Here is a 23,645-nt window from a genome sequence, read left to right as displayed (position 1 = left end):
TCAGTCGCCTCGCACGCGCCCGCGCAGAGCCTTGGTCTGACCGCGCTGCTTCTTCGCCTCGAGGCGCCGACGTTGGGAGCCGCGGGTCGGCTTGGTGGGACGCCGGGGTGGGGGTGGCGGGGCGAGGGCCTCGCGCAGCCGCCCGGCCAGGCGCTCACGGGCGGCGACGCGGTTGCGGTGCTGGGACCGGTGCTCGGTGGCGACGATGCGCACGGGCGAGCCGAGACGACCGATCAGGCGCGCCCGCTGCTCGTCGGTGAGAGCGGTGGACGTGGCCACGTCGTACTCCAGCTCGACCCGGCTGTCGGTGGTGTTAACCGACTGACCACCGGGGCCGGGTGACCGGGAGAACCGCTCCACGAGCTCGGCGTCCGGGATCTCCAGCCCGGCCGGGATCCCCGGGCCTGGCGGGACGCTGAGGGTCATCCCCGCTTGCGCCACTCGATCGCCGGGCAGGTGTCCATCACCATCGCGACCCCCGCCTGCGTGGTGCGCTCGAACGCGTCCTCGTCGACGACGCCGAGCTGGAGCCACACGCCCTTCGCCCCGATGGCGACCGCCTGGTCGGCGAACTCTCCGGCGGCCTCGGAGCGGCGGAACACGTCCACCACGTCCACGGGGAACGGGATGTCGGCGAGCGTGGCGTACCCCTGCTCGCCGAGCACGGTGGGGGCGGACGGGTGCACGGGCACGATCCGCTTGCCGCGCGCTTGGAGCAGCGCGGCGATCTCGTACGCCGTACGGGTCGGGTCGCCGGAGAGGCCGACCACGGCCCAGGTCTCGCAGTCGTCGAGCATGAAGCGGACCCGCTCGGGGTCCTGCCAGTCAGCCATGAGGCCCAGCCTAGAGCGGGCCAGAATCTGGGACGTTCGGCCGACTTCGGGACTTTATGCCCAGGTCGTGTGACGAAGGGGTTAACGTGACGTCCTCCGCTACCGAGTCGTAGCGGCCATCGAGTTGCTCGGGAGGGAGCACTTTTCATGAACCTTCGCACGATCGCCACCCGCACCGCCGTCACCGGCGCCGTCACCGCACTCGCCGCCGGCGCCCTGGTCGGCATGAGCACGACCGCCGCGAACGCGGCCTCGGCGTCGGCCGACTACTCCTGCACGAGCCCGCTGGGCGACCTCGGGACCTTCGCGGTCTCGATCGACGTCCCGCTGCTGCCTCCGAGCGCCCCGGCCGGCTTCCACATCGACGCCGGCCTGCTGTCCTACACCGGCAAGGTCGTGGTTCCGGCCCAGACGGCGGCGCTGCTCGGCCAGGCGGGTGTCGACGGCGGCAACGCCGATGACTTCGCCTTCGCGATCGGTACCGCTCTCGACGCCAAGGCGCCGGGGACCTACACCAAGGGCGACGCCAACCCCGACGGGTCGGTCAACTTCAACGGCAGCGGCGCCAACGAGGCCTTCGACCTGCCCAAGGCCGGCACCTACGCGGTGATGATGCCGGAGTCGTTCACGTTCACGCCCACCAGCGGCGGCAACCCGCTGCCGGTGACCGCGACCTGCACGACGACCTCCCCGGGCAAGCTCGGCGACGTTGCGCTCAGCAAGCAGACCAGCTCGCTGACCGCCAAGGCCGCCAAGACCGCGAAGGGCTACAAGCTGACCGCGGTCGCGAAGAACCAGTTCGGCACCCCGACCGGCAAGGTCGTCGCCAAGCTCGGCGCGAAGTCCTACTCCGGCACGCTGAAGAACGGCAAGGCGGTCATCAACCTGCCGAAGTCGGCCAAGGGCAAGACCGTCGCCGTCTCCTACAAGGGTGACGGCTACACGCAGGCCGCGAAGACCTCCGTCAAGGTCAAGTGACCCGCTAGCACCACCTGCTCCTCCGCGACGCCCGGCCGGGTTCTGCCCCGGCCGGGCGTTCGCGTGCCCGGGCCCGGACACCTCGGTGACGACAGTGGTTACCGACGAGTAGAGTCCGGCCCATGAGCTCCGAGTTCCCCCTCTACGCCCTCTCCGAGGAGCACCAGGCCGTTCGTGAGGCCGTCCGTGCCGTGTGTGATGCGAAGGTCGCGCCGTACGCCGCTGATGTCGACGAGCATGCGCGTTACCCCCACGAGGCCGCCGAGGCGTTGTTGGCGGCTGACTTCCATGCCCCGCACGTGCCCGAGCAGTACGGCGGTGCGGGTGCGGATGCGCTCGCCACGGTGATCGTGATCGAGGAGGTCGCCCGTGCGTGCGCGTCGAGCAGCCTGATCCCGGCGGTGAACAAGCTCGGGTCGCTGCCGGTGCAGATCGCCGGCTCGGAGGAGCTGAAGCAGAAGTACCTCGGCGCGCTCGCACGTGGTGAGGGTGGGTTCTCCTACTGCCTCTCCGAGCCCGACGCGGGATCGGATGCCGCGGGCATGAAGACCCGTGCGGTCCGCGACGGCGACACGTGGGTGCTCAACGGCGTCAAGCGGTGGATCACCAACGCGGGGGAGTCGGAGTACTACACGGTGATGGCCGTGACCGAACCCGAGAAGCGCTCGCGCGGGATCAGCGCGTTCGTGGTGGAGAAGTCCGACCCGGGCGTCACGTTCGGTGCGCCGGAGAAGAAGTTGGGCATCAAGGGTTCCCCGACGCGTGAGGTCTACCTGGACAACGTCCGGATCCCCGCGGACCGGATGATCGGTGCGGAGGGCACCGGCTTCGAGACCGCGATGCGGACCCTGGACCACACCCGGGTCACGATCGCTGCTCAGGCGGTCGGGATCGCGCAGGGCGCGCTCGACTACGCGCTGTCCTATGCCCAGGAGCGCAAGCAGTTCGGCAAGCCCATCGCGGACTTCCAGGGCCTGCAGTTCTTGTTGGCTGACATGGGCATGAAGGTGGAGGCCGCCCGGCAGCTGACGTACGCCGCGGCCGGCAAGTCCGAGCGCGGTGACCGCGACCTGACGTTCTTCGGTGCGGCCGCGAAGTGCTTCGCGAGCGACGCGGCGATGGAGGTCACCACCGACGCGGTGCAGGTGCTCGGTGGGTACGGCTACACGCGCGACTACCCGGTCGAGCGGATGATGCGCGACGCGAAGATCACCCAGATCTACGAGGGCACCAACCAGGTCCAGCGCATCGTGATGGCGCGCCAGCTCCTCGCCGGGGTCCAGTCGCAGATCTGAGACGTCATCGTCGCGAGTGGGCTGTCGGGCCGGCGGTGGACACCGAGGGAGCGTCAGCCCACCGAGACGTCGAAGACCGCCCGGTGGTGCTTGACCCAGGCCGGGTGGTGCTTCGCGAACCGCACCACGATCCGGGTGTACGTCGGCACACCGGCGCGCATCCGGGCGCGGTCCGCGGTGACGTGGACCCGGTAGTGGACGAACTGGCCGTCCGCGCAGTCCGGGTCACAGGTGTTCTCGACGTACCGCGCCGTACCGGCCGCGGCGTTCGCGCCCCAGGTGCGCCAGTGCGTCCGCATCAGCGCGATGTTCGCGTCCCCGCAGGTGAGGGTGTAGGTCCGTGGTGTGCGGACGTCGTGATGGCTGCAGTCGACCAGGACGGGCCGGACCGTCTGCTCGATCGATGCCGAGGAGCTGCCTTGCGTCGCGAGCAGCACGCCGCAGACCAGGGCGAGCAGCCCCGCGAGAGCGGCCAGTGACGTGGCGAGACGCGAGACGAAGTGACGGATGGGCATGGTGGTCCTTTCCAGTGACACGGGCATGTCGCACTGTCGGTGGGATGCTGGCCGGTCGCCCCAGGTTGTGACAAGCGTGACTCGAAGCTCCGGGGTCGACGCGACGGCGCACCTGCGGAGCGGAGTGCCAGCTCCCGCGTTCGGCCCCGGTCGCCGGGTTCGGCGGGGAGAATGGTGGTCGTGAGCGACCCGACACCGGCGAGGCGCGGCCCGCGTCCCGCCCGGACGGTCAGCGGGCGGCCGCTGTCGCCGACGCGCGCGGGCTTGCTGGAGACCTTGGAGGCGCAGCCGCAGCCGACCAGCATCCCCGCGCTGGTGGCGCTCACGGGGTTGCACACCAACACGGTCCGCGAGCACCTCGACGGACTGCTGCGCAGCGGACTGGTCGCTCGCCGCCCGGCGGAGGCCAAGGGCCCTGGCCGCCAGGCGTGGCTCTACGAGGCCGTGCGCCGCACCCCGGGCGGCGTCTCGCCGTACGCCGATCTCGCGGCCACCCTGGCGGCGGTCGTGGTGCGCACCAGCCCCGACCCGGCGGGTGAGGCCGCCCGCGCCGGTGTCGAGTGGGGTCAACGGCTGGCCCGCGAGACCGCGGACCCCCTGGAGGCAGACGGCGAGGAGGGCGCGCGGCGCAAGGTCGTCGGGCTCTTCGAGGAGATGGGGTTCGCGCCCGAGGCCGACGAGGCCGCCTTGGTGGTCCGGCTCACCAGGTGCCCGCTCCTCGAGGCCGCTCACCAGCAGCCCGACGTGGTCTGCCAGGTGCACCTGGGCATCGCGCGAGGCGCGCTGGAGCTGTACGGCGCCGACCCGGCGGGCACCGACCTCGTGCCCTTCGCGGAGCCCGGCGCGTGCCTGCTCCACCTCGGACGGCACGGCTGACCGCTCCCTCGAGCGGGACCAAGGTGAGCCGGATCGGTGGGTCGAAGGTCCTGTCCTGAGGGACAAAGTCCGGCCAGACCGGCCCCGATCCCGGGACCTCGGTCCCTGAATTGCACGGGGAACGCCCGGCGACGATGTGCGAGCCGCTCCGAACGCGGGTGGCCCGACCGCACGACGCCGTGGAGGCACCGATGACCAGCCTGCTCTCGCCGGACAGCTCACCGGCACTCACGCCGCCATCACCCGGTGGCCGGGAGTGGCTCACCGACTGGGACCCGGAGAACGAGGCGACCTGGGACCGCGGGCTCGCCTGGCGGACGCTGTCGATCACCACCGGGACCCTGACCCTCGCGTTCGTCTCGTGGTTCATCGCCAGCGCGATCGCGCCGAAGCTGACCAACCTCGGGTTCGACCTGAGCAAGGACCAGCTCTACTGGCTCACCGCCATGCCGGGCCTCTCGGCCGGCCTGCTGCGGCTGGCGTGGATGACGCTCCCGCCGATGCTCGGGACCCGCAAGCTGGTGTCCCTGACCACGCTGCTGCTGCTGATCCCGCTGCTGGGCTGGGGGGTCGCGGTGCAGAACCCGAACACCTCCTTCACGACGTTCATGGTCCTCGCGGCCCTGTCGGGCATCGGCGGCGGCGCGTTCTCGGGGTTCATGCCGTCGACGTCGTACTTCTTCCCGCGTCGGATGCAGGGCACCGCGCTCGGCCTCCAGGCCGGCGTCGGCAACTTCGGGGTGTCGCTGGTCCAGTTCGTGACCCCGTGGATCATCGGGTTCTCGATGGTGGGATTCCTCGGCAGCGCCCAGAGCCAGACGTTCCCGGGCAAGCCCGCGACCGAGGTGTGGTACCAGAACGCCGCGTTCGTCTACGTCCCGTTCGTCCTGGTCGGCGCCGTCCTCGCCTGGACGATGCTGAAGTCGGTGCCGGTCAAGGCCAACGTGCGCCAGCAGTTCGACATCTTCAACAACCGCGACACGTGGTACATGACGCTGCTCTACATCATGACCTTCGGCACGTTCTCGGGTCTCTCCGGGCAGTTCGGCCTCTTGATGAAGAACCTGTACGCCGGTGGCAACGCCGAGATCGCGAAGACGCTCTCGGACGGCACGACCCAGCTGCTCGTGCAGGGCTACTCCATCCCGGACCCGGTGAAGTACGTCTTCCTCGGCCCGCTCGTGGGAGCCGGGGCGCGGGTGCTGTTCGCACCGCTGACCGACCGGTTCGGCGGCGCCCGGTGGACGCTCGTCGCCGGCGTGGGGATCCTGGTCTCGGTGCTCTACACCATGACGACCCTGACCCCGGACGTCACCGCGGGTGCCGCGTCGCTGGACGCCCAGTTCCACCACTTCCTGTACGGGATGCTGGCGATCTTCTTCTTCACCGGCGTCGGCAACGCCTCGACGTTCAAGCAGATGCCGATGATCTTCGAGCGCCGGCAGGCCGGCGGCGTCATCGGCTGGACGGCCGCGATCGCAGCCTTCGGCCCGTTCTTCTTCGGCATCGGCCTCACGATGGTCAGCCCCGTGACGTTCTACGCCGTCGGCGCCGCCTTCGCGGTCCTGTGCATCGCGATCACCTGGCTGCGCTACGCACGGCCGAGCGCGCCCAAGCCGTCCTGACGACCCAGCGGAGAGGAGCACGCCATCCCCGCCCCGGCCCCGGAGCTGCTGGACACAGCCGTCGAGCGAGTCGGCCGGACGGTGGGCGACGTCATGGTCCGGCACCCCAAGACCATGCCGGCAGACTCGACGGTGTCCCAGGTCCGCGCCGCGCTCCTGGACGCGCACGTGCGACTCGTGCTGCTCACCGACGATGGCCGCCTGGTGGGCACGCTCGAGCGAACGGACCTGGTGGCTGCCGACGGGTCATCGCCTGCTCGCGCCCGAGCGGTCCTGGCCGGGCGGACCGTCGGGCCGGACGTCGCGGCGGAGGAGGCCCGCCTGCGGCTGCTCGCGACCGGACGCCGGCGGCTCGCCGTCGTCGATGACGACAGCGGATTGCTCGGCCTGCTGTGCCTCAAGCGGCGCCTCACCGGGTTCTGCAGCGACGCGGACGTGTCCGCGCGAGCCGGCGATCACCGCCGCGGCTGATCGGCCCGTCCGCCCTGGGCCAGGCATCCCTCGCGCGCGGCCGGGTACCGACGATGCACGGAGAGTGCACCCGACGTCAGGGAGGTCGAGGACCATGCCCCAGCAACAGTGGAGCAACAAGCGCGAACGGCAGTACGAGCACATCAAGGAGGGCCTCGAGGAACGCGGCCGAGCCGAGGACCAGGCGGAGGAGATCGCCGCCCGCACGGTCAACAAGGAGCGGGCCCGCAGCGGCGAGGCCCGCCAGCGCAGCCGCACCTCGACCCAGGACATCTCCTCGTCCCGGCGTGGCGGGCTGCGCTCGCACCGGGGTGCCGGCGGCCGCACCCGGGACCAGCTCTACGAGGAGGCTCGGCGCAAGAACATCAAGGGACGATCGAAGATGAACAAGGCCGAGCTCGAGAAGGCCGTCGGGCGCTAGCGCTAGCCGGCGGGCACGGCGACCACCGGTCGGTCGCGCGGGACCCAGCGCTCCAGGACGCGCGCGAGCTCCTCGGTGGTCGCGGGCTTGGTGACGTAGTCGTTCATGCCGGCGGCCAGGCAGCGCTCGCGGTCCCCAGCCACCGCCGAGGCGGTCATGGCGATGACGGGCAACGCCGAGGGGCACCGGCGTCGGATCTCAGCCGTCGCCTGGTAGCCGTCCATGCCGGGCATCAGGCAGTCCATGAGTACGGCGTCGAAGACCCCGGCCTCGAGCGCCTCGAGCGCCTGGAGGCCGTCCGGTGCGACCTCGGCGTCGTAGCCGAGGTGCTCCAGGATGCCGACGGCCACCAGCTGGTTGACCTCGCTGTCCTCGACCACCAGGATCCGGCCCCGGGACGGCGCGGCCGCCTGCGAGAGCGGGGCCGGCACCGGTTGCGCGGACGGGCCGCGTGTCGTCGGCGCCCGTCCCGGTCGATCCGGGGTGATCGGGAGCGGGACCGAGAACCAGAACACGCTGCCGCCGCCGAGGCCCGGACGCGGGTCGACACCGATCTCGCCACCCATCGCCGTCACCAGCTGGCGGCTGATCGCGAGCCCGAGACCCGAGCCCCCGAAGCGCCGGGTGGTCGAGGAGTCCGCCTGGGTGAAGGCGTCGAACAGGTGCTCTCGTTGGGCGGGATCGACACCGATCCCGGTGTCGACGACCTGGAAGCGGACCCGCGCCACCGCCGAGGCGAGCGGGTGGTCGAGCCGGGCGGCGAGCACGACGCGTCCGGTCTCGGTGAACTTGATCGCGTTGGCGGCGAGGTTGAGCAGCACCTGGCGCAGCCGCACGTGGTCGCCGCGGAGCCCCCGCGGTACCTGCGAGGAGCAGTCGACGATGAGCTCGAGCCCCTTGTCGCGCGCGGACTCGCCGACGAGTCCGGCGGTCTCCTCCAGGAGCTGGACGACGTCGAAGTCCACCTCGTCGAGCTCGAGGCGGCCGGCCTCGATCTTCGAGAAGTCCAGGACGTCGTTGATGACCTGGAGCAGCGCACCGCCCGCGACGCGGATGCCCTCGGCGTAGCGGCCCTGCTGCTCGTCGAGCGGGGTGGTCAGCATCAGCTCGGTCAACCCGAGGACGCCGTTGAGCGGCGTACGGATCTCGTGGCTCATGGTCGCGAGGAACGTCGACTTCGCCCGGGACCCCGCCAGAGCTGCGTCCCGGGCGCGCTCCAGCCCGAGCTCGGCCTCCTTGCGTGCGGTCGAGTCCGACAGCGAGATCACGATCCCCCGCACCTGCGGGTCGTCGAGGAGGTTCACGAACCGGCCCAGCACCCAGCGGTGCCCGACGTTGGCGGCGAGACGCCCGGGGGCCTCGTCCGGATCGAGCTCGAACTCGTCCTGCACGACGACCCTGGGGGAGGCCAGCGAGCGACGGAGCGCGTCCGCCAGGTCGTCGCGGACCCGGGGCCCGACCTCCTCGACCCACGCGAGCAGGCCTTGCTCGGGAGCCGAGCCCAGGTAGCGCTCGACGCTCCGTGAGCAGAAGACGACCTCCAGCCGCTCGTCGACGACCATGATGGCGTCGACCGAGTTGTCGGCGAGGGCCTGGAAGTACCCGCGGCTCCGAGCCACCTCGGCGTGGGCTGCCGCCTCGGAGGCGAGCAGTCGGCCCACTCGGAGCAACGTGATGAAGAGCAGCACGCTCATCCCGACGTAGGGCACGTAGAGGGCGTGCTGGTCGCGGTGCGTGATCAGGTGAGCCGCCGGGGGCACGGCCGCGGGCAGGATCGCCAGCAGCATCCTCGAGGTCGCATGGCTCTGCGGGGCCGCGATCTGTGCCCGGATGACCGACTGCACCGGGTCGGATCGCGGCACGGTGGCGAGGGCGAGGAACAGCATGCCGAGCAGCCATCCGGCGTCGAGCCAGGCCGGTGAGGAGTCTGCCGCGGTGACGAAGGCCGCGCCGGTCCCCAGCCAGGTCGTCAGACCCGCTGCGAGCAGCCAGCTGGTCGCCGAGCGACCCCGGTAGAGGACGATCGCGCGGATCGTGAACACGACGAGGATCAGGTCGGCGAGCGGCGTGGAGGCCTGGAGGGCCCCCTGGGCGACGCTCAGACCGCTGTTCTCGAACGCCTTGGTGGTGGACGCGGTCCACACGAGCAGGACACCGATGGTCACGACGGTCGCCGCCTCGAGCGCGACGTCGGCGCGCGCGAACCGCCTGCGGGCGCCCGGAGGTCTCAAGAGCGCGAGCACGGCGGCTCCGAGGATCAGGTAGCCGACGAAGTAGGCGCCTGCCGCGAGCCAGGCGCCGGTCCCGATCCCGGCCATCTCGCTGGTGATCTCGATGACGTCGCCGAGCTGGGAGACGCTCAGGCCGGCCGCGATCAACGTGGCGACGCTCCGGCACTCCTGCTGGGCCCCGACGCCCGCCCAGGCGATCGCGGTCACCACCGCGAGAGCGCCCAGGTAGCTCAGCTCGCCGACCGGGCCGGTCGGATGTCCCGCGTGCACGGCGGCGACCACGCTGAACGTCACCACGGCCGCAACAACGGCCGTGGTCCGGACGGCGGTGGGCTGCATGGCTCCCCCGGGTCGGTCGGTCAAGGTCACGTCGCCGGACCCGAGTGGCGCCGCGTGCTCTTCCGTTCGGCAGCGAACCACCCGACTGAAGGCTTTCCGGCCGCCTCGCCGCCGTCCCGGAGACGCGCTGGAAACCCGCGTCCTGGTGCCGGCCGGGCCATCGACCAGTCGCCCGAAGGGGTGGTGTGTCACCTGGGGTCCGCTGCGACCATCGAAGTGGCGGACGCTCTGCGTCCGCCGCCAATCCTTCTAGGAGGTGCGAGATGGAGCACCGACGCGAGGCCACGGCCCGGCTGTTCGAGGAGCTGGCGTCGGCCTCCGACGAGGGCGCTCACCACATCCGCGACGAGATCGTCCAGATCAACATGGGGGTCGCGAGCGACTGTGCCCGCCGCTACCGGGGCCGGGGCATCGCGACCGAGGACCTCGATCAGGTCGCCTACCTCGGCCTGGTCAAGGCGGTCCGCTCGTTCGAGGTGGGCCGGGGCTACGACTTCCTGTCCTTCGCGGTGCCGACCATCCGCGGCGAGGTGCGCCGTCACTTCCGCGACCTCGGCTGGGCGCTGCGTCCTCCGCGCTCGATCCAGGAGCTCCAGTCGCGGATCCTGGGCGCCGAGAGCGACCTGGCCCAGGAGCTCGGTCGCTCGCCGCGTCCCACCGACCTGGCCAAGCACCTCGGGGTGGACCTCGAGCAGGTGCTCGACGCGCTCGGGGCGAGTGGCTGCTTCGCCCCCGCCTCGCTCGACGTCCCGGCCCTCGAGGGTGACGACTCCCTCGGCGAGCGGATCGGCGACGTCGACCCGGCGTTCGCCACCGCAGAGGCGCGAGTGACGCTGGCCGCAGTGATGCGCGGGCTGACCCCGCGCGAGCGCCGGATCCTCGAGCTGCGGTTCTTCGGCAATCGCACCCAGGCCGAGATCGGCGCCGACATCGGCGTCACCCAGATGCAGGTCTCCCGGCTGTTGAACCGCATCCTGGCGCGGCTCCGCGAGCGCCTGCTAGCCGATGCGGACGCCGAAGCCGACGCCGCGTCCCCGGCCGCCTCGTAGGGCCGCGAGGCGTCAGAAGATCCGCGGCAGCTCGGAGGCGCGTCCGGTGAACCCCGGCGTCCGCTTCTCGAGGAACGCGGCCACCCCCTCTTTGCCGTCGCCGATCGAGGAGTAGTACATCGCCAGCGAGTCCGACAGGTGCGCCTCGAGCGGTTCGGCGGCGGCGCTGTTGCGGTAGAGCAGCTGCTTCGCCAGCCCCAGGGCCGCGGGTGAGCGGTCCACCACGAACAAGCGAGCCAGTTCGTACGCCGCCGGCAGCAGGTCCTCCGGCGCGTGCACGCTGCGCACCAGGCGGCCGGCGAGCGCCGCGTCGGCGGTGAGGATCTCGGCGGAGTAGACCCACTCCAGCGCCTGCTGGATCCCGACGATGCGGGGGAGGAACCAGCTCGACGCCGCCTCCGGGACGATGCCGAGCCGGCCGAACACGAAGCCGATCCGGGCACTGGTCGAGGCGAGCCGCAGGTCCATCGCCAGCGTCATCGTCGCCCCGATCCCGACGGCAGGACCGTTGATCGCGGCGATCACCGGCTTTGGGAGCGCGTGGATCGCGAGGGTCACCCGGCCACCGGTGTCGCGCACCCCGTCTTGGTACGGCGCATCGTCGTACGCCGCGCGGAACTCCTCGGGCGTCGGCTGCAAGGACTCGTCGAGCCCGAAGACGTTGCCCTCGACCGCGAGATCCATGCCCGCGCAGAAGGCTCGGCCCGCGCCGGTGACCACGACCGCGCGCACGTCGTCGTCGCGCGCATCGGTGCGGAACACCGTCTCGAGCTCGCGCGCCATCGTGACGTCGAAGGCGTTGAGCTGGTCGGGCCGGCTCAGCGTCAGCGTGGCGATGCCGTCCCCATCGACCGTCCAGTCCAGGGTCTCGTAGCTCATCCGGTCACGCTCTTCGGCAGGCCGGTCGGTGTGCAGAGGCTCTTCGGGATGTCACCGGTCTTGTCCTCGATGATGTAGCGGAACATCTGCCGGGACCGCTCGGGGTCCCAGTGGACGGCGAGGTCCGAGATCGGCACGACGCAGCTGAGGTCCGCGCTCCGCATCGCCGTGGCCCACATCGCCGCCCGGGTCGCGCCGGTGCCGTCGCCGAACGCGAAGAAGTCGGGCACGGCGTTCGCGAGGTTCCAGTACCGCACCGGGTTGATGAAGGTCCACGGTGAGAAGACCTTCCCGCCAACGGCGGCCACGACCTCGCGCTGGTGCTTGACGCGGGTGATGTCGCCGTAGCGGGGGTCGGTGTGCCGCGATCGCGCGTAGCCGAGCGCGGTCTCGCCGTCGGCGTGCTGGCAGCCCTTCTTGATGTGCAGGTTCGCCAGCTTGTCGTCCATGTCGAACGTCGGGCAGATCGTGATGCCACCCACGGCATCGACCACGCCCGCGAGCCCCCCGAGGCCGATCTCGACGTAGTCGTCGATCCGGATGCCGGTGTTCTGCTCGAGGGTCTTCACCAGGAGCTTGGGGCCGCCGTACGCGTAGGCCGCGTTGATCTTGGTCGTCCCGTGCCCGGGGATCTCCACCAGCGAGTCGCGGGGGATCGACATCAGCAGGTTGGGGCCGTCCCCGGTGTGCAGGAGCATGATCGTGTCCGTGCGCTGCCCGGCCGCGTCGCCGGTGCCGAGCTTCTTGCGCTCGGCAGCGCTCAGACCAGCTCGCGAGTCGCTGCCGACGAGCAGGTACGTCGTGCCGGGCTGGTCGTCGGGGCGCTTGCCGGACGGCTCGAACGCCACCTGGTCGACGTTCTTCCACGCCCACAACGGCACCGCGACCAGATAGACGACCCACAGCAGGAGCAGCGCCAGCACGATCCGCAGCCAGAACCCGGGGCCCCGGCGCCGGCGAGCCGGCCGCGCCGCGCCTGGCGTGGGCGGCGGTGGTGAGGGCGGCGGCGTGGGCCCGCCGGGGGAGCGGGGTGCGGGCGCCGGCACCGGCGGCGTCGGTCGACCGGAGCCGGGCTGGCCGGAGCCGGCTTGGCCGGGGCGTGGCATCGTGGGCATCACCCGGGTCTCGTCGGGGCGGGGCTCGCGGTCCGGCTTGCCGGCACCGCCGTACAGCCAGTGGTAGTCGGGCGTCCCGTCCCCGGGCTCACCGTCCTCCCGGGGACGATCGGTCATGCGCCGACGCTACCGTGCGACCAGATCCGCCCAGGACTCCGCAATGCCGTCGGCGAGCACCTGGAGGTCCGGCATCGACTCGTGGTCGCCGGTCAGCCCGAACGTCAGCGTGTCCCGGTAGGACAGCATCGCGATCCCCACCCGGAGGTGGTCGGCGATCGGGACCCACGGCACCATCGAGCGCACCGGCCGGCCCAGGCAGTAGAGCTGCACCGGCGGTCCTGGCACGTTCGTGGTCACGGTCGTGACCTGGTGCTGCGGGAACCGCCAGGCGGTCCGCATGCCCCACGACACGAGGGGGAAGGGACCGAGCTCTGCGGCCGAGGTGATGCCCACGCCGGCCTCCGGCTCGTGGTGCGCGCGGAGCCGGCGCAACCGGCGGTGGACCGTCTGCACCCGCTCCAGCGGGTCCGCGACGTCGACGGGCAGGTAGGGGAGCAGCAGCGTGACCTGGTTGTCCGGCGTGGACTCACTGCCCTTGGTCCGGGTCGAGACAGGCACCAGGGAGCGCACCGTCCGCGCTCCGGGTTCCTCGCCCCGCTCCAGCAGCAGGCGGCGGAACCCGCCCGCGACCGCCGCCAGGGCGACGTCGTTGACGCTGGCGCCGCACCGCCGGCGTACGTCGCGGACCTCGGACATCTCGGCCTCGACCCAGGTGAACCGGCGGTCGGCACCGATCGGGCCCAGCAACGAGGACGGCGCGACGGGCCGGGCCGCCCCGCTGAGGTCGACCAGCCCGCGCGCGGCGTGCGCGACCGCGTTGATCGACCGGACGGGGGTGCGCGAGAGCCGGCCCACCGCCGTCGCGACCCGGGCCGGGTAGCCGACCAGCTCGCCGAGGCCCCGGGCAGCGTGGGCGGCATCGGTCGCCGGGGGTGGTGCTGGTGCGGCGTCGGGGACCAACGGGGTCGTGTTGGGCGCCAGGTCGAGGAAGAGCCGGTACAGGTCGGTGCCGGACACCCCGTCCGCTAGGCAGTGGTGCACGCGGGACAGCACGGCCCACCGGCCGTCGGGGAGCCCTTCGCACAGCCAGCACTCCCACAGGGGATGGGCACGGTCCATCCGGGGCGCCATCAGCCTGGCCATCAGGTCCGCCACCTCGGCCGGTCCGCCGGGACTCGGCACGGCCGCGCGCAGCACGTGCCTGCGGAGGTCGAAGTCGTCGTCCGCGACCCAGGCCGGCGCGGCCAGGTCGAGCGGCACCGACCGCAGGCGCTGGCGGTAGCGGGGGACCAGCGGGAGCCGCGCGTCGATCATCGCCAGGAACTCGGCGTACCCGGGCGCGGGCCCGTCGAAGACCGCGAGGGACCCGATCGCCAGCGACACGGCCGGGTCGACGTCCTCCACCTCGAGGAACGCGTCGGCGAGCGGTGTGAGTCGGTCCACGGCGGACTCCTTCCCGCGCCCAGTCTCGGCGCGGTGGCGACCCGGCGCCCGGGCCGACCGACCTCGCCCCGGCCGCCGGGGGTCCCGAAGGGCCCGGGCCGAAAGGCCCTAGGGCGGGGGCACTGTTCGGAGTGATGGTGGTCATAGCGAGAGGAGGAGCCATGACCGAGCGGGAGCAGGTACAGGCCCAGCAGGAGGCGAAGTCCGCGGCTACGCGAGCGCCCAGCAGCGCCGAGCGGGCGCGGCTGTGGGCGGGCATGAACCGCTACCTCGCCGCCGAGGCAGCCCACGCGCACCGGGTCAACGACGAGTCCGAGGAGAAGGCTCCCCGACCGGGCGACTCCGACTGACCGCTGTCCGACTGAACGGCTCCGACGGGCTGGCTCGACGGCGCCGGCGGTAGCGTGACGGGCATGCCACCAGAGCCCGAGCGCCACGGTCTGTCGCCGTCCTACGCCCGCGTGTCGCTGGCGGTCGTGACCTCGAGCGCCCAGGCCAACCTGCTGGGCAACATCCACGGCGGCGAGATCATGAAGCTCGCCGACTCGACCGCCGGCGCGGTCGCCGCGCGGCACAGCGGCGGGCCTGCGGTGACCGCAGCCATGGACGAGATGGCCTTCCTCGAGCCCGTGCACGTCGGTGACATCGTCCGCACGTTCGCCCAGGTCAACTGGGCGGGCCGGTCCTCGATGGAGATCGGGGTCCGGGTCGAGACCCAGCCGTGGAACGACCCGTCGACGACGTCGCTGCACGTGGCGTCGGCGTACTTCGTGTTCGTCGCGGTCGACGGTGCCGGCCGGGCGCGGCAGGTGCCCGGCCTCGTGCCCGAGACGCCCGACGAGCTGCGCCGCCACCGCGAGGCCGAGATCCGGCGCGCGCACCGGCTCTCACGGCGTACGGCGATCGAGGCGGGACGCCGCCCCCACGCCTGACCCGCGGGTTGATCGGGGCGCACCGGCGCGTCGCGGGCCGCTGTGACGGGTGTGACTGGTGATACTGGCGGTCAGCACCATCCCCTTCCCCGTTCCACATGCAGAGAGGCATCTCGATGCCGCCCGTCACTTCCCCCGGGTCGCTCGAGCGCCAGGTTCCGCGCTTCACCGCCGGTGACCGAGCCGCTCGGGTGCGTTTCCGCAGGGCCCTGGCCCTGATGCTGATGACCCTGCTGCTGCCGGGGTCCGCCCAGCTGGTGGCCGGCCGGCGCCGAGTCGGCCTGATCGCGCTCCTGACCTGGTTCGTCACGGTCGTGGTGTTCCTGGTGACCGTCGTCGTCGGGTTCTTCTGGCACGGGTTGGTCTTCAAGCTCGGCTTCGACACCACGGCCCTGCTCGGGCTGCGGCTGGTGCTGATGGCGCTCGCCATCGGGTGGGCGGGGCTGTTCTTCGACGCGTGGCGGCTGGGCCAGCCGCTGACCCTCAGCCTGGGACACCGGCGCGCGGCGGTCGGGTTCAACGGGGTCCTCGCGCTCTCCGTCGCGGCGGCCCTGCTGTTCGGCGCCCACCTGGCGGGCGCCCAGCGCGACCTGATCCTCACGATGTCCGGCGACGGCGACGTGACCGGTGCCCACGACGGCCGCTACAACGTGCTGCTGATGGGCGGCGACTCGGGCGCGGGGCGCTGGGGGCTGCGCCCGGACTCCATGACGGTCGCGAGCATCGACGCCGAGACTGGCCGCACCGTGCTGATCTCGCTGCCGCGCAACATGCAGAACTTCCCGTTCGTCAAGGGGTCGGTGATGCGCGAGCAGTTCCCCGACGGCTTCGACGCCGACTACCTCAACGGCGTCAGCACCTGGGCGGGCGACAACACCGAGCTGTTCCCGCACTCCAGCAACCCCGGTGTCGACGCGACGATCATGGCCATCGAGGGCATCACCGGCCTGAAGATCAACTACTGGGCCATGGTCAACCTCGAAGGGTTCAAGGACCTGGTCGACGCCGTCGGCGGAGTGACGCTCAACGTGCGGCAGCCGATCCCCGTCGGTGGCCTCGGCAACGACGTGACCGGCTACATCCAGCCCGGGGTGCGCAAGCTCGACGGCCACGACACGCTGTGGTTCGCCCGGGCGCGTGACGACTCCGACGACTACTCGCGGATGGCCCGGCAGAAGTGCGTGATGAACGCGATGCTCCAGCAGATCAGCCCGCAGTCCGCCGTACGCAACTTCGCGAGCATCGCGGAGGCCAGCTCGGCGATGGTCTCGACCAACATCCCGTCGGGCGAGTTCGGCCACTTCGCCGAGCTCGCGCTCAAGGCCCGGGGGCAGAAGATCTCGACCCTGTCGCTGGTGCCGCCGATGATCGAGACCGCGCACCCCGACATCAAGCTGATCAAGAAGAAGGTCGCCGAGGCGATCGACCGGGCCGAGGGCAACGCCCCGCCGCCGGCCAAGCCGAAGGGACACACCGACGACCCGGTGACCGGAGGCTCGATCGGCACGCTCAGCTCCGGGTACGCCGCCAACGAGGCCGACGACCTCGACACCGCGTGTTGACGCGCCACCCCTAGGGTGGTCGCGTGACCGAGCAGCCGCTGGACCGACGCGTGGTCGCGGTCGTGGTCACGTTCAACCGGCTCTCGCTGCTCCAGGGGCTGCTCGAGCGGCTCGACCAGGTGCCGGGTCTCGCGGAGATCCTGGTCATCGACAACGCCTCGACCGACGGCACGGGGGAGTGGCTGGCCGGGCTCGACGACCGCGACCCCGGGGAGGCCCATCCCACGACCCCGGTGCTGGGCCGCACGCTCGCCGAGAACGGCGGTGGCGCGCGGGGTTTCCACGACGGCCTCGCGTGGGCGATGGAGCGAGGTGCCGACCTGGCGTGGCTGATGGACGACGACGGCCTGCCCGAGCCCGACTGCCTGTCCCGGCTGCTCGTCGAGGACGACCTGGACTTCTGGGGCCCGGTCGTCGTCGACCAGGACCAGCCGGACCGGCTGGTCTTCCCGATCCGGCTGCCCGGTGGCACCCGCGTGGTGCACGACCTCCCGGACGTGGAGCGCGCGGCGGCCGACGGCCGGATCGACGGCATCGTGATCCCCTTCAACGGCGTGCTGGTCACCCGAGGGCTCGTGGAGCGGATCGGGCTGCCACGTGCCGAGTACTTCATCTGGGGCGACGACCACGAGTACCGCCTGCGCGCCGAGGCCGCCGGGGCCCGGATCGCCACCGTGGTGGGCGCGCAGGTGCGACACCCGGCCGTCGGCAGCCTGGGGACCCCGATGATGTTCGGGCGCACGACGTACAACCACAGCCCCAGCGACCTCAAGCACTACTGCATGGCGCGCAACAACCTGCTCAACCAGCGTGAGTACCGCGGCTGGCCGCACGCGTTGGCGTTCGTCGCGAAGACCGTGTGGTTCTACACGTTCACCCGCCCCGACCCCCGTCGGGTGGTGCTCAGCGTCCGGGCGATGTACGCCGGTCTCCGCGGCGACTTCGGCGGGCACCGGAGGTTCCTGCGATGAGCGCGCGGGAGAGCGTCGCGGTCGTCGTCGTCACCTACAACCGGGCAGACCTGCTCGCGCACATGCTCGACGGGCTGGCCGCCCAGACCCGGCCGGCGGACGCGATCTTCGTCATCGACAACGCCAGCAGCGACCACACCCGGGCGGTGCTGACCGAGCAGGTGGCCGCGGCTCGGCCCGGGCTGCCGCTGCTGGTCACCCACGCCGAGGAGAACCTCGGCGGCGCCGGCGGCTTCCACCGCGGCGTCCAGCTGGCGTTCGCCGCCGGCTACGACCGGATCTGGCTGATGGACGACGACGTCGTCCCGGCGCCCGACTGCCTGGAGGTCCTGCTGGCCCAGGACGAGGCGTGCCTGATGTCGGTGCGCCAGGACGTCCACGGGCGGCTGGTCGAGAAGGCCGCCACCCGGTTCGACCTGCGCAACCCGCTCTCGGTGCGCCCCAAGACCGCGATGGTGGAGACCGAGTACGGCAGCCGGGACCGGATGCCAGCTCGGGTCGAGCTCGAGAACGTCGCGTTCGAGGGGTTCATGCTGCGCCGCGAGGTGGTCGAGGCGATCGGCCTGCCCGACCCGTCGTACTTCATCTTCTACGACGACGTCGACTACGCGGTGCGGGCGCGGCGCGCCGGATTCCGGATCTGGGCGATCCGCGACGCGGTGCTCGTGCGTCAGCTGGCCTTCGACCAGCAGCACGACCTGAGCGGGTGGAAGGGGTACTTCATGTACCGCAACCTCTTCGTCGTGCACCTCCGGTACGGCGAGAACGTGCTGGTGCGGCTCAAGCCCTGGATGGTGACCGCGGCGGTCGTGCTGCTCAGCCCGCTGCGGGGTGGGCGCGCGGAGGCGCGCAATGTGATCCGGGCCATGCGCGACGCGCGGGAGATGCGGGCGGCGCCCTCGCGATCCGTAGACTGACCCACCGTGTCCTCCTCTGCTCCCACGCCTGATCTCGTCGTCGTCGGCTCCGGCTTCTTCGGGCTGACCGTCGCCGAACGCTGTGCGACCGAGCTCGGCCTGAAGGTCCTGGTGCTCGAGCGCCGGTCGCACCTCGGCGGCAACGCCTACAGCGAGTTCGACGAGGAGACCGGCATCGAGGTGCACGTCTACGGGACGCACCTGTTCCACACCTCCAACCAGAAGGTGTGGGACTACGTCAACAACTTCACCGACTTCACCAGCTACCGGCACCGGGTCTTCGGCAAGTACCAGGGACAGGTCTACTCGCTGCCGATGAACCTGGGCCTGATCAACCAGTTCTTCGGCAGGAGCCACACCCCCGACGAGGCCCGAGCGCTGATCGCCGAGCAATCGGCAGAGTTCGACACCGCCGACGCCCGCAACCTCGAGGAGAAGGCGATCAGCCTGATCGGGCGCCCGCTCTACGAGGCGTTCATCAAGGGCTACACCGCCAAGCAGTGGCAGACCGACCCCAAGGAGCTGTCGGCCGACATCATCACCCGGCTGCCGGTCCGCTACACGTTCGCGGACGGCTGGTTCAACGACACCTACGAGGGCCTCCCGGTCGACGGCTACACCGCCTGGCTGGAGCGGATGGTCGCGCACCCGAACATCGAGGTCCGGCTCGACACCGACTTCTTCGCCGTGGCCGAGGAGTTCAAGGGCCAGGTGCCGATCGTCTACACCGGCCCGGTCGACGAGTACTTCGGCCACAGCGAGGGTCGCCTCTCGTGGCGGACCATCGACCTGGAGCGCGAGACCGTCGACGTCGACGACTACCAGGGCACCGGAGTGGTCAACGCCAACGACGCCGATGTGCCCTACACCCGTACGCTCGAGTTCAAGCACCTCCACCCCGAGCGCACCTACCTGCCCGGCAAGACGATCGTCGTGCACGAGTACTCCCGCTTCGCGGAGGAGGGCGACGAGCCGTACTACCCGATCAACACCGCCGCGGACCGCGAGAAGCTGCTGCGCTACCGCGAGCTCGCCAAGCGTGAGCCGAAGGTGCTGTTCGGTGGCCGGCTCGGCACCTACAAGTACCTCGACATGCACATGGCGATCGGCTCGGCGCTCTCCATGTTCGAGAACAAGCTCCGGCCGCACTTCGCTGAAGGCGTGCCGCTGACCAGTGGAGGCGTCGACGAATGACCACCCCACGATCCCGAGGGGACCACGAATGAGCACGACCCGACTGCTGCAGCGTCAGATCCTGCCCCTCGACCGCGACTTCGACGTCCTCGCGCTGTACGTCGACCCGGAGGACGCGAAGCTCGACGCCGACAAGTACGAGATCGGCGGCAGCCGCGCGGCCAAGGACCTCAACAACGCCGCGATCCGCCAGTCCACGGCGACCGGCCACGCGATCCACCCCGACCAGATCGTGTCCCGCACCGCGTTCCGGGTGAAGTCGGGCGACCGGCTCTCGTTCGGCACCTACTTCAACGCCTTCCCCGCCAGCTACTGGCGGCGCTGGACGGTCGTCAAGGACGTCCGGCTCACGGTCACCGTGGCCGGCAAGGGCGCGACCCTCCTCGTCTACAAGTCGATGGCCCGCGGCCACGCGCAGCGCGTCGCGTCGGCGGACACCGCCGACCAGGAGCGCGGCACCTACACGTTCGACCTGCCGTTGAAGCCGTTCGTGGACGGCGGTTGGTACTGGTACGACCTCATCGCCGGTGACGACGACGTCGTCGTCGAGTCCGCCGAGTGGACCGCCGAGGTCCCCGACGACCGTGCCCAGCACGGCACCGTGGACATCGCGATCACCACGATGAACCGGCCCGACTTCTGCGCCAAGCTGCTCGGCCAGATCGGGGACGACGAGGTGCTCCGTCCCTACCTCGACACGGTCTTCGTGATGGAGCAGGGCACCGACAAGGTCGTCGACTCACCGGACTTCCCCGCGGCGCAGGGCGCCCTCGGCGACACGCTGCGCGTGCTCGAGCAGGGCAACCTCGGCGGCTCCGGCGGCTACGCCCGCGGTCAGCTGGAGTCGGTCCGCAAGGGCACCGCGACGTACGCGATGATGATGGACGACGACGTCGTCTGCGAGCCCGAGGGCATCATCCGCGCCGTCACGTTCGGCGACCTGGCCAAGCGTCCGACGATCGTCGGCGGCCACATGTTCAACATCTACTCGCGCTCCCGGCTGCACAGCTTCGGCGAGATCATCCAGCCGTGGCGGTTCTGGTGGCAGTCGCCGCTGGACACCTACAGCGACTGGGACCTGGCCGGCCGCAACCTGCGCTCCAGCCGGTGGCTGCACAAGCGCATCGACGTGGACTTCAACGGCTGGTTCATGTGCCTGATCCCGCGGGTCGTGCTCGAGGAGGTCGGCCTGTCGTTGCCGCTGTTCCTCAAGTGGGACGACTCGGAGTTCGGGCTGCGCGCCAAGGCCGCGGGCTACCCGACGGTCACGCTCCCGGGTGCCGCGGTGTGGCACATCCCGTGGACCGACAAGAACGACGCGGTGGACTGGCAGGCCTACTTCCACCAGCGCAACCGGTTCGTCGCCGCGCTGCTGCACTCGCCGTACCCCAAGGGCGGACGGATGGTGCGCGAGAGCCTCAACCACCAGATCGCGCACCTGGTCTCCATGCAGTACTCCACCGCCGAGCTGCGGCTGATGGCGATGGAGGACGTGCTCGCCGGACCGGAGGGCCTGCACGCGCTGCTGCCGCACCGACTGGCCGACGTCAACGCGTTCCGCAAGCAGTTCACCGACGCACAGGTCGAGGTGGACCCGGACGCGTTCCCGACCGTGCGCCGATCGAAGCCACCGCGCAAGGGCAAGGACGCCGCCGAGGTCCCGAGCCGGATGTCGCAGCTGGTCAGCGCCGGCCTCCAGCCGCTGCGCCAGCTCAAGCCCGCGCGACCGCTGTCGCGCGAGCACCCCGAGGCGGAGGTCCGCGCGATGGACGCGAAGTGGTACCGGCTGGCGTCCTACGACTCCGCGATCGTCTCGATGAACGACGGCACCTCGGCCGCGTTCTACCGCCGTGACCCCGAGCTCTTCCGTGACCTGATGAAGCGCACGCTCGCGATCCACGAGCGCTACCGCCGCGAGTGGCCGCGGCTGGCGGAGGAGTACCGGGCCAAGCTCGGCGAGATCACCTCGCCCGAGGCCTGGGAGGAGACCCTCCGACCGTGGCTGTGAACCCGTCTGCGCCGGAGCCCGCAGGGGCGCCGGTGCCGGACCCGTCTCCGGACCAGGGCTCCGGGCCCGACCCGGCCCGGGTGTCCGACTCGGCTCCGCTGCCTGACCCGGCTCCCGTGCCCGACCCGGCACCCAAGCCGGCGTCGAGCGGCGTCGCGACGGCGGTCCCGCTGTCGGAGCGGCCGATCCGGGTCGTCGACGCCGAGCTCGCGCCACCGTCGTCGACGACCGGGCTGCTGGGGGTGTTCAAGCGCCGCTACCTGCTGCGGCTGCTGGTCCGCCGCGAGGTCAGTGCCCGCTACCAAGGCTCGTTCCTCGGGCTGATGTGGTCCTACGTCAACCCGCTCTCGCAGTTCTTGATCTACTACTTCGTGATGGGCGTGCTGTTCAAGCTCCATCAGGAGGTGCCGAACTTCGCGATCCACATGTTCTGCGGGATCATCATCGTCCACTTCTTCAACGAGACCTTCAACGCGGGCACCCGCTCGATCGTTCGCAACCGGGGCCTCGTGCAGAAGATGGCGATGCCGCGGGAGATGTTCCCGGTCGCGTCGATGCTCGTCTCCGGCTACCACGTGCTGCCGCAGCTGGCGATCCTCGTCGTGGTCTGCGCGTTCTACGGGTGGACCCCGACGGTGGTCGGCATGCTCGCCCTCGCGCTCGCCCTGATGATCATCGGGATGCTCGGCACGGCGATGGCCCTGATCTTCAGCGCGGCCAACGTGTTCTTCCGCGACGTCTCCAACGTCGCCGCCATCCTGACGAACTTCGTGCGGTTCGGCGTGCCGATGATCTACCCCTACACGGTGGTCCACGAGCGGTTCGGCGCGGCTGCGGCCTACTACCTCTACAACCCGATCGCGGACGCCGTGCTGCTGTTCCAGCGGGCCTTCTGGGTCGGCGCCACCCCCCACCCGAAGAAGACCATCGCGACGCACATCCCCGACCACCTCTTCGCCTACAGCGTGCTCGCGCTCTTCGTCAGCATGGTCATCCTGCTGATCGGCCAGCTGACGTTCTCCCGCCTGGAGAACCGGATCCCGGAGCGCCTCTGATGACGACCCCGCGACAGACCTCGATCGTCGTCGAGCACGCGACGAAGACCTACACGATGCAGTACCACCGCACGTTCAAGCAGATGACCGTCGCGGCGATGCGACGCCAGGAGATCAAGAACACCTTCGACGCCGTCAACGACGTGTCGTTCGAGGTGCAGCAGGGTGAGTCGATCGGCCTGATGGGCTTGAACGGATCGGGCAAGAGCACGTTGCTCAAGCTGATCAACGGCGTGATGCGGCCCGACCGGGGGAGGGTTCTCACCCGGGGCCGGATCGCCGGCCTGATCGCCACCGGCGCCGGCTTCCACCCGCAGTTGACGGGCCGGGAGAACGTGTACCTCAATGCTGCGGTGCTCGGCATGACCGAGGCCGAGACCAAGCGCAAGTTCGACGACATCGTCGAGTTCGCCGACGTCGGCAAGTTCCTCGAGGTGCCCGTCGGGCACTACTCCTCGGGCATGTTCGCCCGGCTCGGCTTCGCGGTGGCCATCCACGTCGACTCCGACATCTTCCTCGCCGACGAGGTGCTCGCGGTGGGGGACAAGCCGTTCAAGCAGAAGTGCCTGGCGAAGATGCAGGAGATCCGCGACGGCGGTCGCACGCTGTTCTACGTCAGCCACGCGGCGGCCTCGGTCGCCAGGATGTGCGACCGGGTCCTGGTCCTCGAGAAGGGCAGCCTCGCGTTCGACGGCGGCGTCGAGGAGGGGATCCGCTACCTCAAGTACGACGGCGACAGCGTCTCCGAGGAGCTCGGCGTCGACGAGGGCGAGGACGAGGAGCTCGGCGCGGACATCTGAGCTGCCCCAGCCTTCGCAAGCTCAGGCTCGGGCAGCTCAAATTACAAGAATGAAGTTTCTTGACAAATCTTCAAAA

At 70.8% G+C, this 23,645-nt stretch carries 23 protein-coding genes; 16 read left to right on the top strand and 7 right to left on the bottom strand.

All coding sequences use genetic code 11. The annotated features are described in order from the left end of the window. Together arfB and AC3ANS_RS16435 are read right to left on the bottom strand one after the other, a co-directional pair. Positions 1 to 426, bottom strand: coding sequence for an alternative ribosome rescue aminoacyl-tRNA hydrolase ArfB (gene arfB, locus AC3ANS_RS16440; RefSeq protein ID WP_488292656.1), 426 nt, complete (start codon positions 424 to 426; stop codon positions 1 to 3). After that, a complete protein-coding gene (locus tag AC3ANS_RS16435; protein WP_488292655.1) occupies positions 423 to 833 on the bottom strand; it encodes a CoA-binding protein in 411 nt (136 codons plus the stop codon). Before AC3ANS_RS16435 ends, arfB begins: the two co-directional genes overlap by 4 nt. A 147-nt stretch (positions 834 to 980) precedes the next feature. On the opposite strand from AC3ANS_RS16435, the gene AC3ANS_RS16430 reads away from it, so the two are divergent. Both AC3ANS_RS16430 and AC3ANS_RS16425 read left to right on the top strand, forming a co-directional pair. Then, entirely contained in the window at positions 981 to 1,811 is an 831-nt protein-coding gene (locus tag AC3ANS_RS16430) for a hypothetical protein (protein WP_488292654.1), read from the top strand. A 122-nt stretch (positions 1,812 to 1,933) separates the two neighbouring features. Then, the gene (locus AC3ANS_RS16425) at positions 1,934 to 3,106 is read left to right on the top strand and encodes an acyl-CoA dehydrogenase family protein (protein WP_488292653.1); all 1,173 of its coding nucleotides are present in this window, start codon (positions 1,934 to 1,936) and stop codon (positions 3,104 to 3,106) included. Positions 3,107 to 3,159: 53 nt separating this feature from the next. Here the strand turns inward: AC3ANS_RS16425 and AC3ANS_RS16420 are convergent, their stop codons facing one another. Beyond that, a complete protein-coding gene (locus tag AC3ANS_RS16420) occupies positions 3,160 to 3,621 on the bottom strand; it encodes a hypothetical protein (protein WP_488292652.1) in 462 nt (153 codons plus the stop codon). Positions 3,622 to 3,801: 180 nt separating this feature from the next. Here AC3ANS_RS16420 and AC3ANS_RS16415 point away from each other — a divergent pair, with 180 nt between their 5' ends. From AC3ANS_RS16415 to AC3ANS_RS16400, 4 genes are all read left to right on the top strand, one after another. Further along, positions 3,802 to 4,497 (top strand): helix-turn-helix transcriptional regulator, encoded by a 696-nt coding sequence (locus AC3ANS_RS16415; RefSeq protein ID WP_488292651.1) that lies wholly within the window; start codon positions 3,802 to 3,804, stop codon positions 4,495 to 4,497. Positions 4,498 to 4,688: 191 nt separating this feature from the next. Further along, positions 4,689 to 6,122 (top strand): MFS transporter, encoded by a 1,434-nt coding sequence (locus AC3ANS_RS16410; protein WP_488292650.1) that lies wholly within the window; start codon positions 4,689 to 4,691, stop codon positions 6,120 to 6,122. A gap of 93 nt (positions 6,123 to 6,215) precedes the next feature. Then, positions 6,216 to 6,593 (top strand): CBS domain-containing protein, encoded by a 378-nt coding sequence (locus tag AC3ANS_RS16405; RefSeq protein WP_488292649.1) that lies wholly within the window; start codon positions 6,216 to 6,218, stop codon positions 6,591 to 6,593. Between the two features lie 94 nt (positions 6,594 to 6,687). After that, complete coding sequence (locus AC3ANS_RS16400) at positions 6,688 to 7,014, top strand: plasmid stabilization protein (RefSeq protein WP_488292648.1); 327 nt, start codon at positions 6,688 to 6,690, stop codon at positions 7,012 to 7,014. 2 nt (positions 7,015 to 7,016) lie between these two features. Here AC3ANS_RS16400 and AC3ANS_RS16395 read toward each other — a convergent pair whose 3' ends face one another. Further along, entirely contained in the window at positions 7,017 to 9,584 is a 2,568-nt protein-coding gene (locus AC3ANS_RS16395; protein WP_488292647.1) for a hybrid sensor histidine kinase/response regulator, read from the bottom strand. 263 nt (positions 9,585 to 9,847) lie between these two features. Between AC3ANS_RS16395 and AC3ANS_RS16390 the strand changes: the two genes are divergently transcribed. Further along, complete coding sequence (locus AC3ANS_RS16390; protein ID WP_488292646.1) at positions 9,848 to 10,633, top strand: sigma-70 family RNA polymerase sigma factor; 786 nt, start codon at positions 9,848 to 9,850, stop codon at positions 10,631 to 10,633. A gap of 12 nt (positions 10,634 to 10,645) precedes the next feature. Here the strand turns inward: AC3ANS_RS16390 and AC3ANS_RS16385 are convergent, their stop codons facing one another. Genes AC3ANS_RS16385 through AC3ANS_RS16375 form a run of 3 tightly spaced genes read right to left on the bottom strand, consistent with a single transcriptional unit; the run spans position 10,646 to position 14,130 of the window. Beyond that, positions 10,646 to 11,512, bottom strand: coding sequence for a crotonase/enoyl-CoA hydratase family protein (locus tag AC3ANS_RS16385; RefSeq protein ID WP_488292645.1), 867 nt, complete (start codon positions 11,510 to 11,512; stop codon positions 10,646 to 10,648). Continuing rightward, on the bottom strand, positions 11,509 to 12,744 hold the full coding sequence (locus AC3ANS_RS16380; protein ID WP_488292644.1) for an LCP family protein: 1,236 nt from the start codon (positions 12,742 to 12,744) through the stop codon (positions 11,509 to 11,511). The genes AC3ANS_RS16385 and AC3ANS_RS16380 overlap by 4 nt, the downstream gene beginning before the upstream one ends. Positions 12,745 to 12,753: 9 nt before the next feature. Beyond that, entirely contained in the window at positions 12,754 to 14,130 is a 1,377-nt protein-coding gene (locus AC3ANS_RS16375; protein ID WP_488292643.1) for a WS/DGAT/MGAT family O-acyltransferase, read from the bottom strand. 161 nt (positions 14,131 to 14,291) lie between these two features. On the opposite strand from AC3ANS_RS16375, the gene AC3ANS_RS16370 reads away from it, so the two are divergent. The 9 genes from AC3ANS_RS16370 (at position 14,292) to AC3ANS_RS16330 (ending at position 23,569) form a co-directional block, all read left to right on the top strand. Then, entirely contained in the window at positions 14,292 to 14,480 is a 189-nt protein-coding gene (locus AC3ANS_RS16370) for a hypothetical protein (protein WP_488292642.1), read from the top strand. A gap of 63 nt (positions 14,481 to 14,543) precedes the next feature. Beyond that, positions 14,544 to 15,062: an acyl-CoA thioesterase gene (locus AC3ANS_RS16365; protein ID WP_488292641.1), complete on the top strand. Its 519-nt coding sequence runs from the start codon at positions 14,544 to 14,546 to the stop codon at positions 15,060 to 15,062. Between the two features lie 116 nt (positions 15,063 to 15,178). Further along, a complete protein-coding gene (locus AC3ANS_RS16360; RefSeq protein ID WP_488292640.1) occupies positions 15,179 to 16,624 on the top strand; it encodes an LCP family protein in 1,446 nt (481 codons plus the stop codon). A gap of 23 nt (positions 16,625 to 16,647) precedes the next feature. After that, positions 16,648 to 17,595 carry a glycosyltransferase family 2 protein gene (locus tag AC3ANS_RS16355; protein WP_488292639.1) on the top strand — a complete coding sequence of 316 codons (948 nt, stop codon included), beginning with the start codon at positions 16,648 to 16,650 and terminating at the stop codon, positions 17,593 to 17,595. Beyond that, positions 17,592 to 18,512: a glycosyltransferase family 2 protein gene (locus AC3ANS_RS16350; RefSeq protein WP_488292638.1), complete on the top strand. Its 921-nt coding sequence runs from the start codon at positions 17,592 to 17,594 to the stop codon at positions 18,510 to 18,512. The genes AC3ANS_RS16355 and AC3ANS_RS16350 overlap by 4 nt, the downstream gene beginning before the upstream one ends. A 6-nt stretch (positions 18,513 to 18,518) precedes the next feature. Beyond that, on the top strand, positions 18,519 to 19,706 hold the full coding sequence (gene glf / locus AC3ANS_RS16345) for a UDP-galactopyranose mutase (RefSeq protein WP_488292637.1): 1,188 nt from the start codon (positions 18,519 to 18,521) through the stop codon (positions 19,704 to 19,706). Positions 19,707 to 19,734: 28 nt separating this feature from the next. Further along, positions 19,735 to 21,714 (top strand): glycosyltransferase, encoded by a 1,980-nt coding sequence (locus AC3ANS_RS16340; RefSeq protein ID WP_488292636.1) that lies wholly within the window; start codon positions 19,735 to 19,737, stop codon positions 21,712 to 21,714. Continuing rightward, a complete protein-coding gene (locus tag AC3ANS_RS16335) occupies positions 21,705 to 22,769 on the top strand; it encodes an ABC transporter permease (protein ID WP_488292635.1) in 1,065 nt (354 codons plus the stop codon). Before AC3ANS_RS16340 ends, AC3ANS_RS16335 begins: the two co-directional genes overlap by 10 nt. Further along, a complete protein-coding gene (locus AC3ANS_RS16330; protein ID WP_488292634.1) occupies positions 22,769 to 23,569 on the top strand; it encodes an ABC transporter ATP-binding protein in 801 nt (266 codons plus the stop codon). The genes AC3ANS_RS16335 and AC3ANS_RS16330 overlap by 1 nt, the downstream gene beginning before the upstream one ends. Positions 23,570 to 23,645 lie beyond the last annotated feature (76 nt).

This window comes from Nocardia sp. 149-1B (assembly GCF_057747975.1).
The sequence above is the reverse complement of the archived record's forward strand: the minus strand, read 5'-3'. Positions and strand labels throughout refer to the sequence as shown.

What these genes read in the sequence shown, in the direction of transcription:
- arfB (WP_488292656.1), bottom strand. Translation starts at nt 426, where the DNA reads ATGACCCTCAGCGTCCCGCCAGGCCCGGGGATCCCGGCCGGGCTGGAG.
- AC3ANS_RS16435 (WP_488292655.1), bottom strand. Translation starts at nt 833, where the DNA reads ATGGCTGACTGGCAGGACCCCGAGCGGGTCCGCTTCATGCTCGACGAC.
- AC3ANS_RS16430 (WP_488292654.1), top strand. Translation starts at nt 981, where the DNA reads ATGAACCTTCGCACGATCGCCACCCGCACCGCCGTCACCGGCGCCGTC.
- AC3ANS_RS16425 (WP_488292653.1), top strand. Translation starts at nt 1,934, where the DNA reads ATGAGCTCCGAGTTCCCCCTCTACGCCCTCTCCGAGGAGCACCAGGCC.
- AC3ANS_RS16420 (WP_488292652.1), bottom strand. Translation starts at nt 3,621, where the DNA reads ATGCCCATCCGTCACTTCGTCTCGCGTCTCGCCACGTCACTGGCCGCT.
- AC3ANS_RS16410 (WP_488292650.1), top strand. Translation starts at nt 4,689, where the DNA reads ATGACCAGCCTGCTCTCGCCGGACAGCTCACCGGCACTCACGCCGCCA.
- AC3ANS_RS16405 (WP_488292649.1), top strand. Translation starts at nt 6,216, where the DNA reads ATGGTCCGGCACCCCAAGACCATGCCGGCAGACTCGACGGTGTCCCAG.
- AC3ANS_RS16400 (WP_488292648.1), top strand. Translation starts at nt 6,688, where the DNA reads ATGCCCCAGCAACAGTGGAGCAACAAGCGCGAACGGCAGTACGAGCAC.
- AC3ANS_RS16395 (WP_488292647.1), bottom strand. Translation starts at nt 9,584, where the DNA reads ATGCAGCCCACCGCCGTCCGGACCACGGCCGTTGTTGCGGCCGTGGTG.
- AC3ANS_RS16390 (WP_488292646.1), top strand. Translation starts at nt 9,848, where the DNA reads ATGGAGCACCGACGCGAGGCCACGGCCCGGCTGTTCGAGGAGCTGGCG.
- AC3ANS_RS16385 (WP_488292645.1), bottom strand. Translation starts at nt 11,512, where the DNA reads ATGAGCTACGAGACCCTGGACTGGACGGTCGATGGGGACGGCATCGCC.
- AC3ANS_RS16380 (WP_488292644.1), bottom strand. Translation starts at nt 12,744, where the DNA reads ATGACCGATCGTCCCCGGGAGGACGGTGAGCCCGGGGACGGGACGCCC.
- AC3ANS_RS16370 (WP_488292642.1), top strand. Translation starts at nt 14,292, where the DNA reads ATGACCGAGCGGGAGCAGGTACAGGCCCAGCAGGAGGCGAAGTCCGCG.
- AC3ANS_RS16365 (WP_488292641.1), top strand. Translation starts at nt 14,544, where the DNA reads ATGCCACCAGAGCCCGAGCGCCACGGTCTGTCGCCGTCCTACGCCCGC.
- AC3ANS_RS16360 (WP_488292640.1), top strand. Translation starts at nt 15,179, where the DNA reads ATGCCGCCCGTCACTTCCCCCGGGTCGCTCGAGCGCCAGGTTCCGCGC.
- AC3ANS_RS16350 (WP_488292638.1), top strand. Translation starts at nt 17,592, where the DNA reads ATGAGCGCGCGGGAGAGCGTCGCGGTCGTCGTCGTCACCTACAACCGG.
- AC3ANS_RS16340 (WP_488292636.1), top strand. Translation starts at nt 19,735, where the DNA reads ATGAGCACGACCCGACTGCTGCAGCGTCAGATCCTGCCCCTCGACCGC.
- AC3ANS_RS16330 (WP_488292634.1), top strand. Translation starts at nt 22,769, where the DNA reads ATGACGACCCCGCGACAGACCTCGATCGTCGTCGAGCACGCGACGAAG.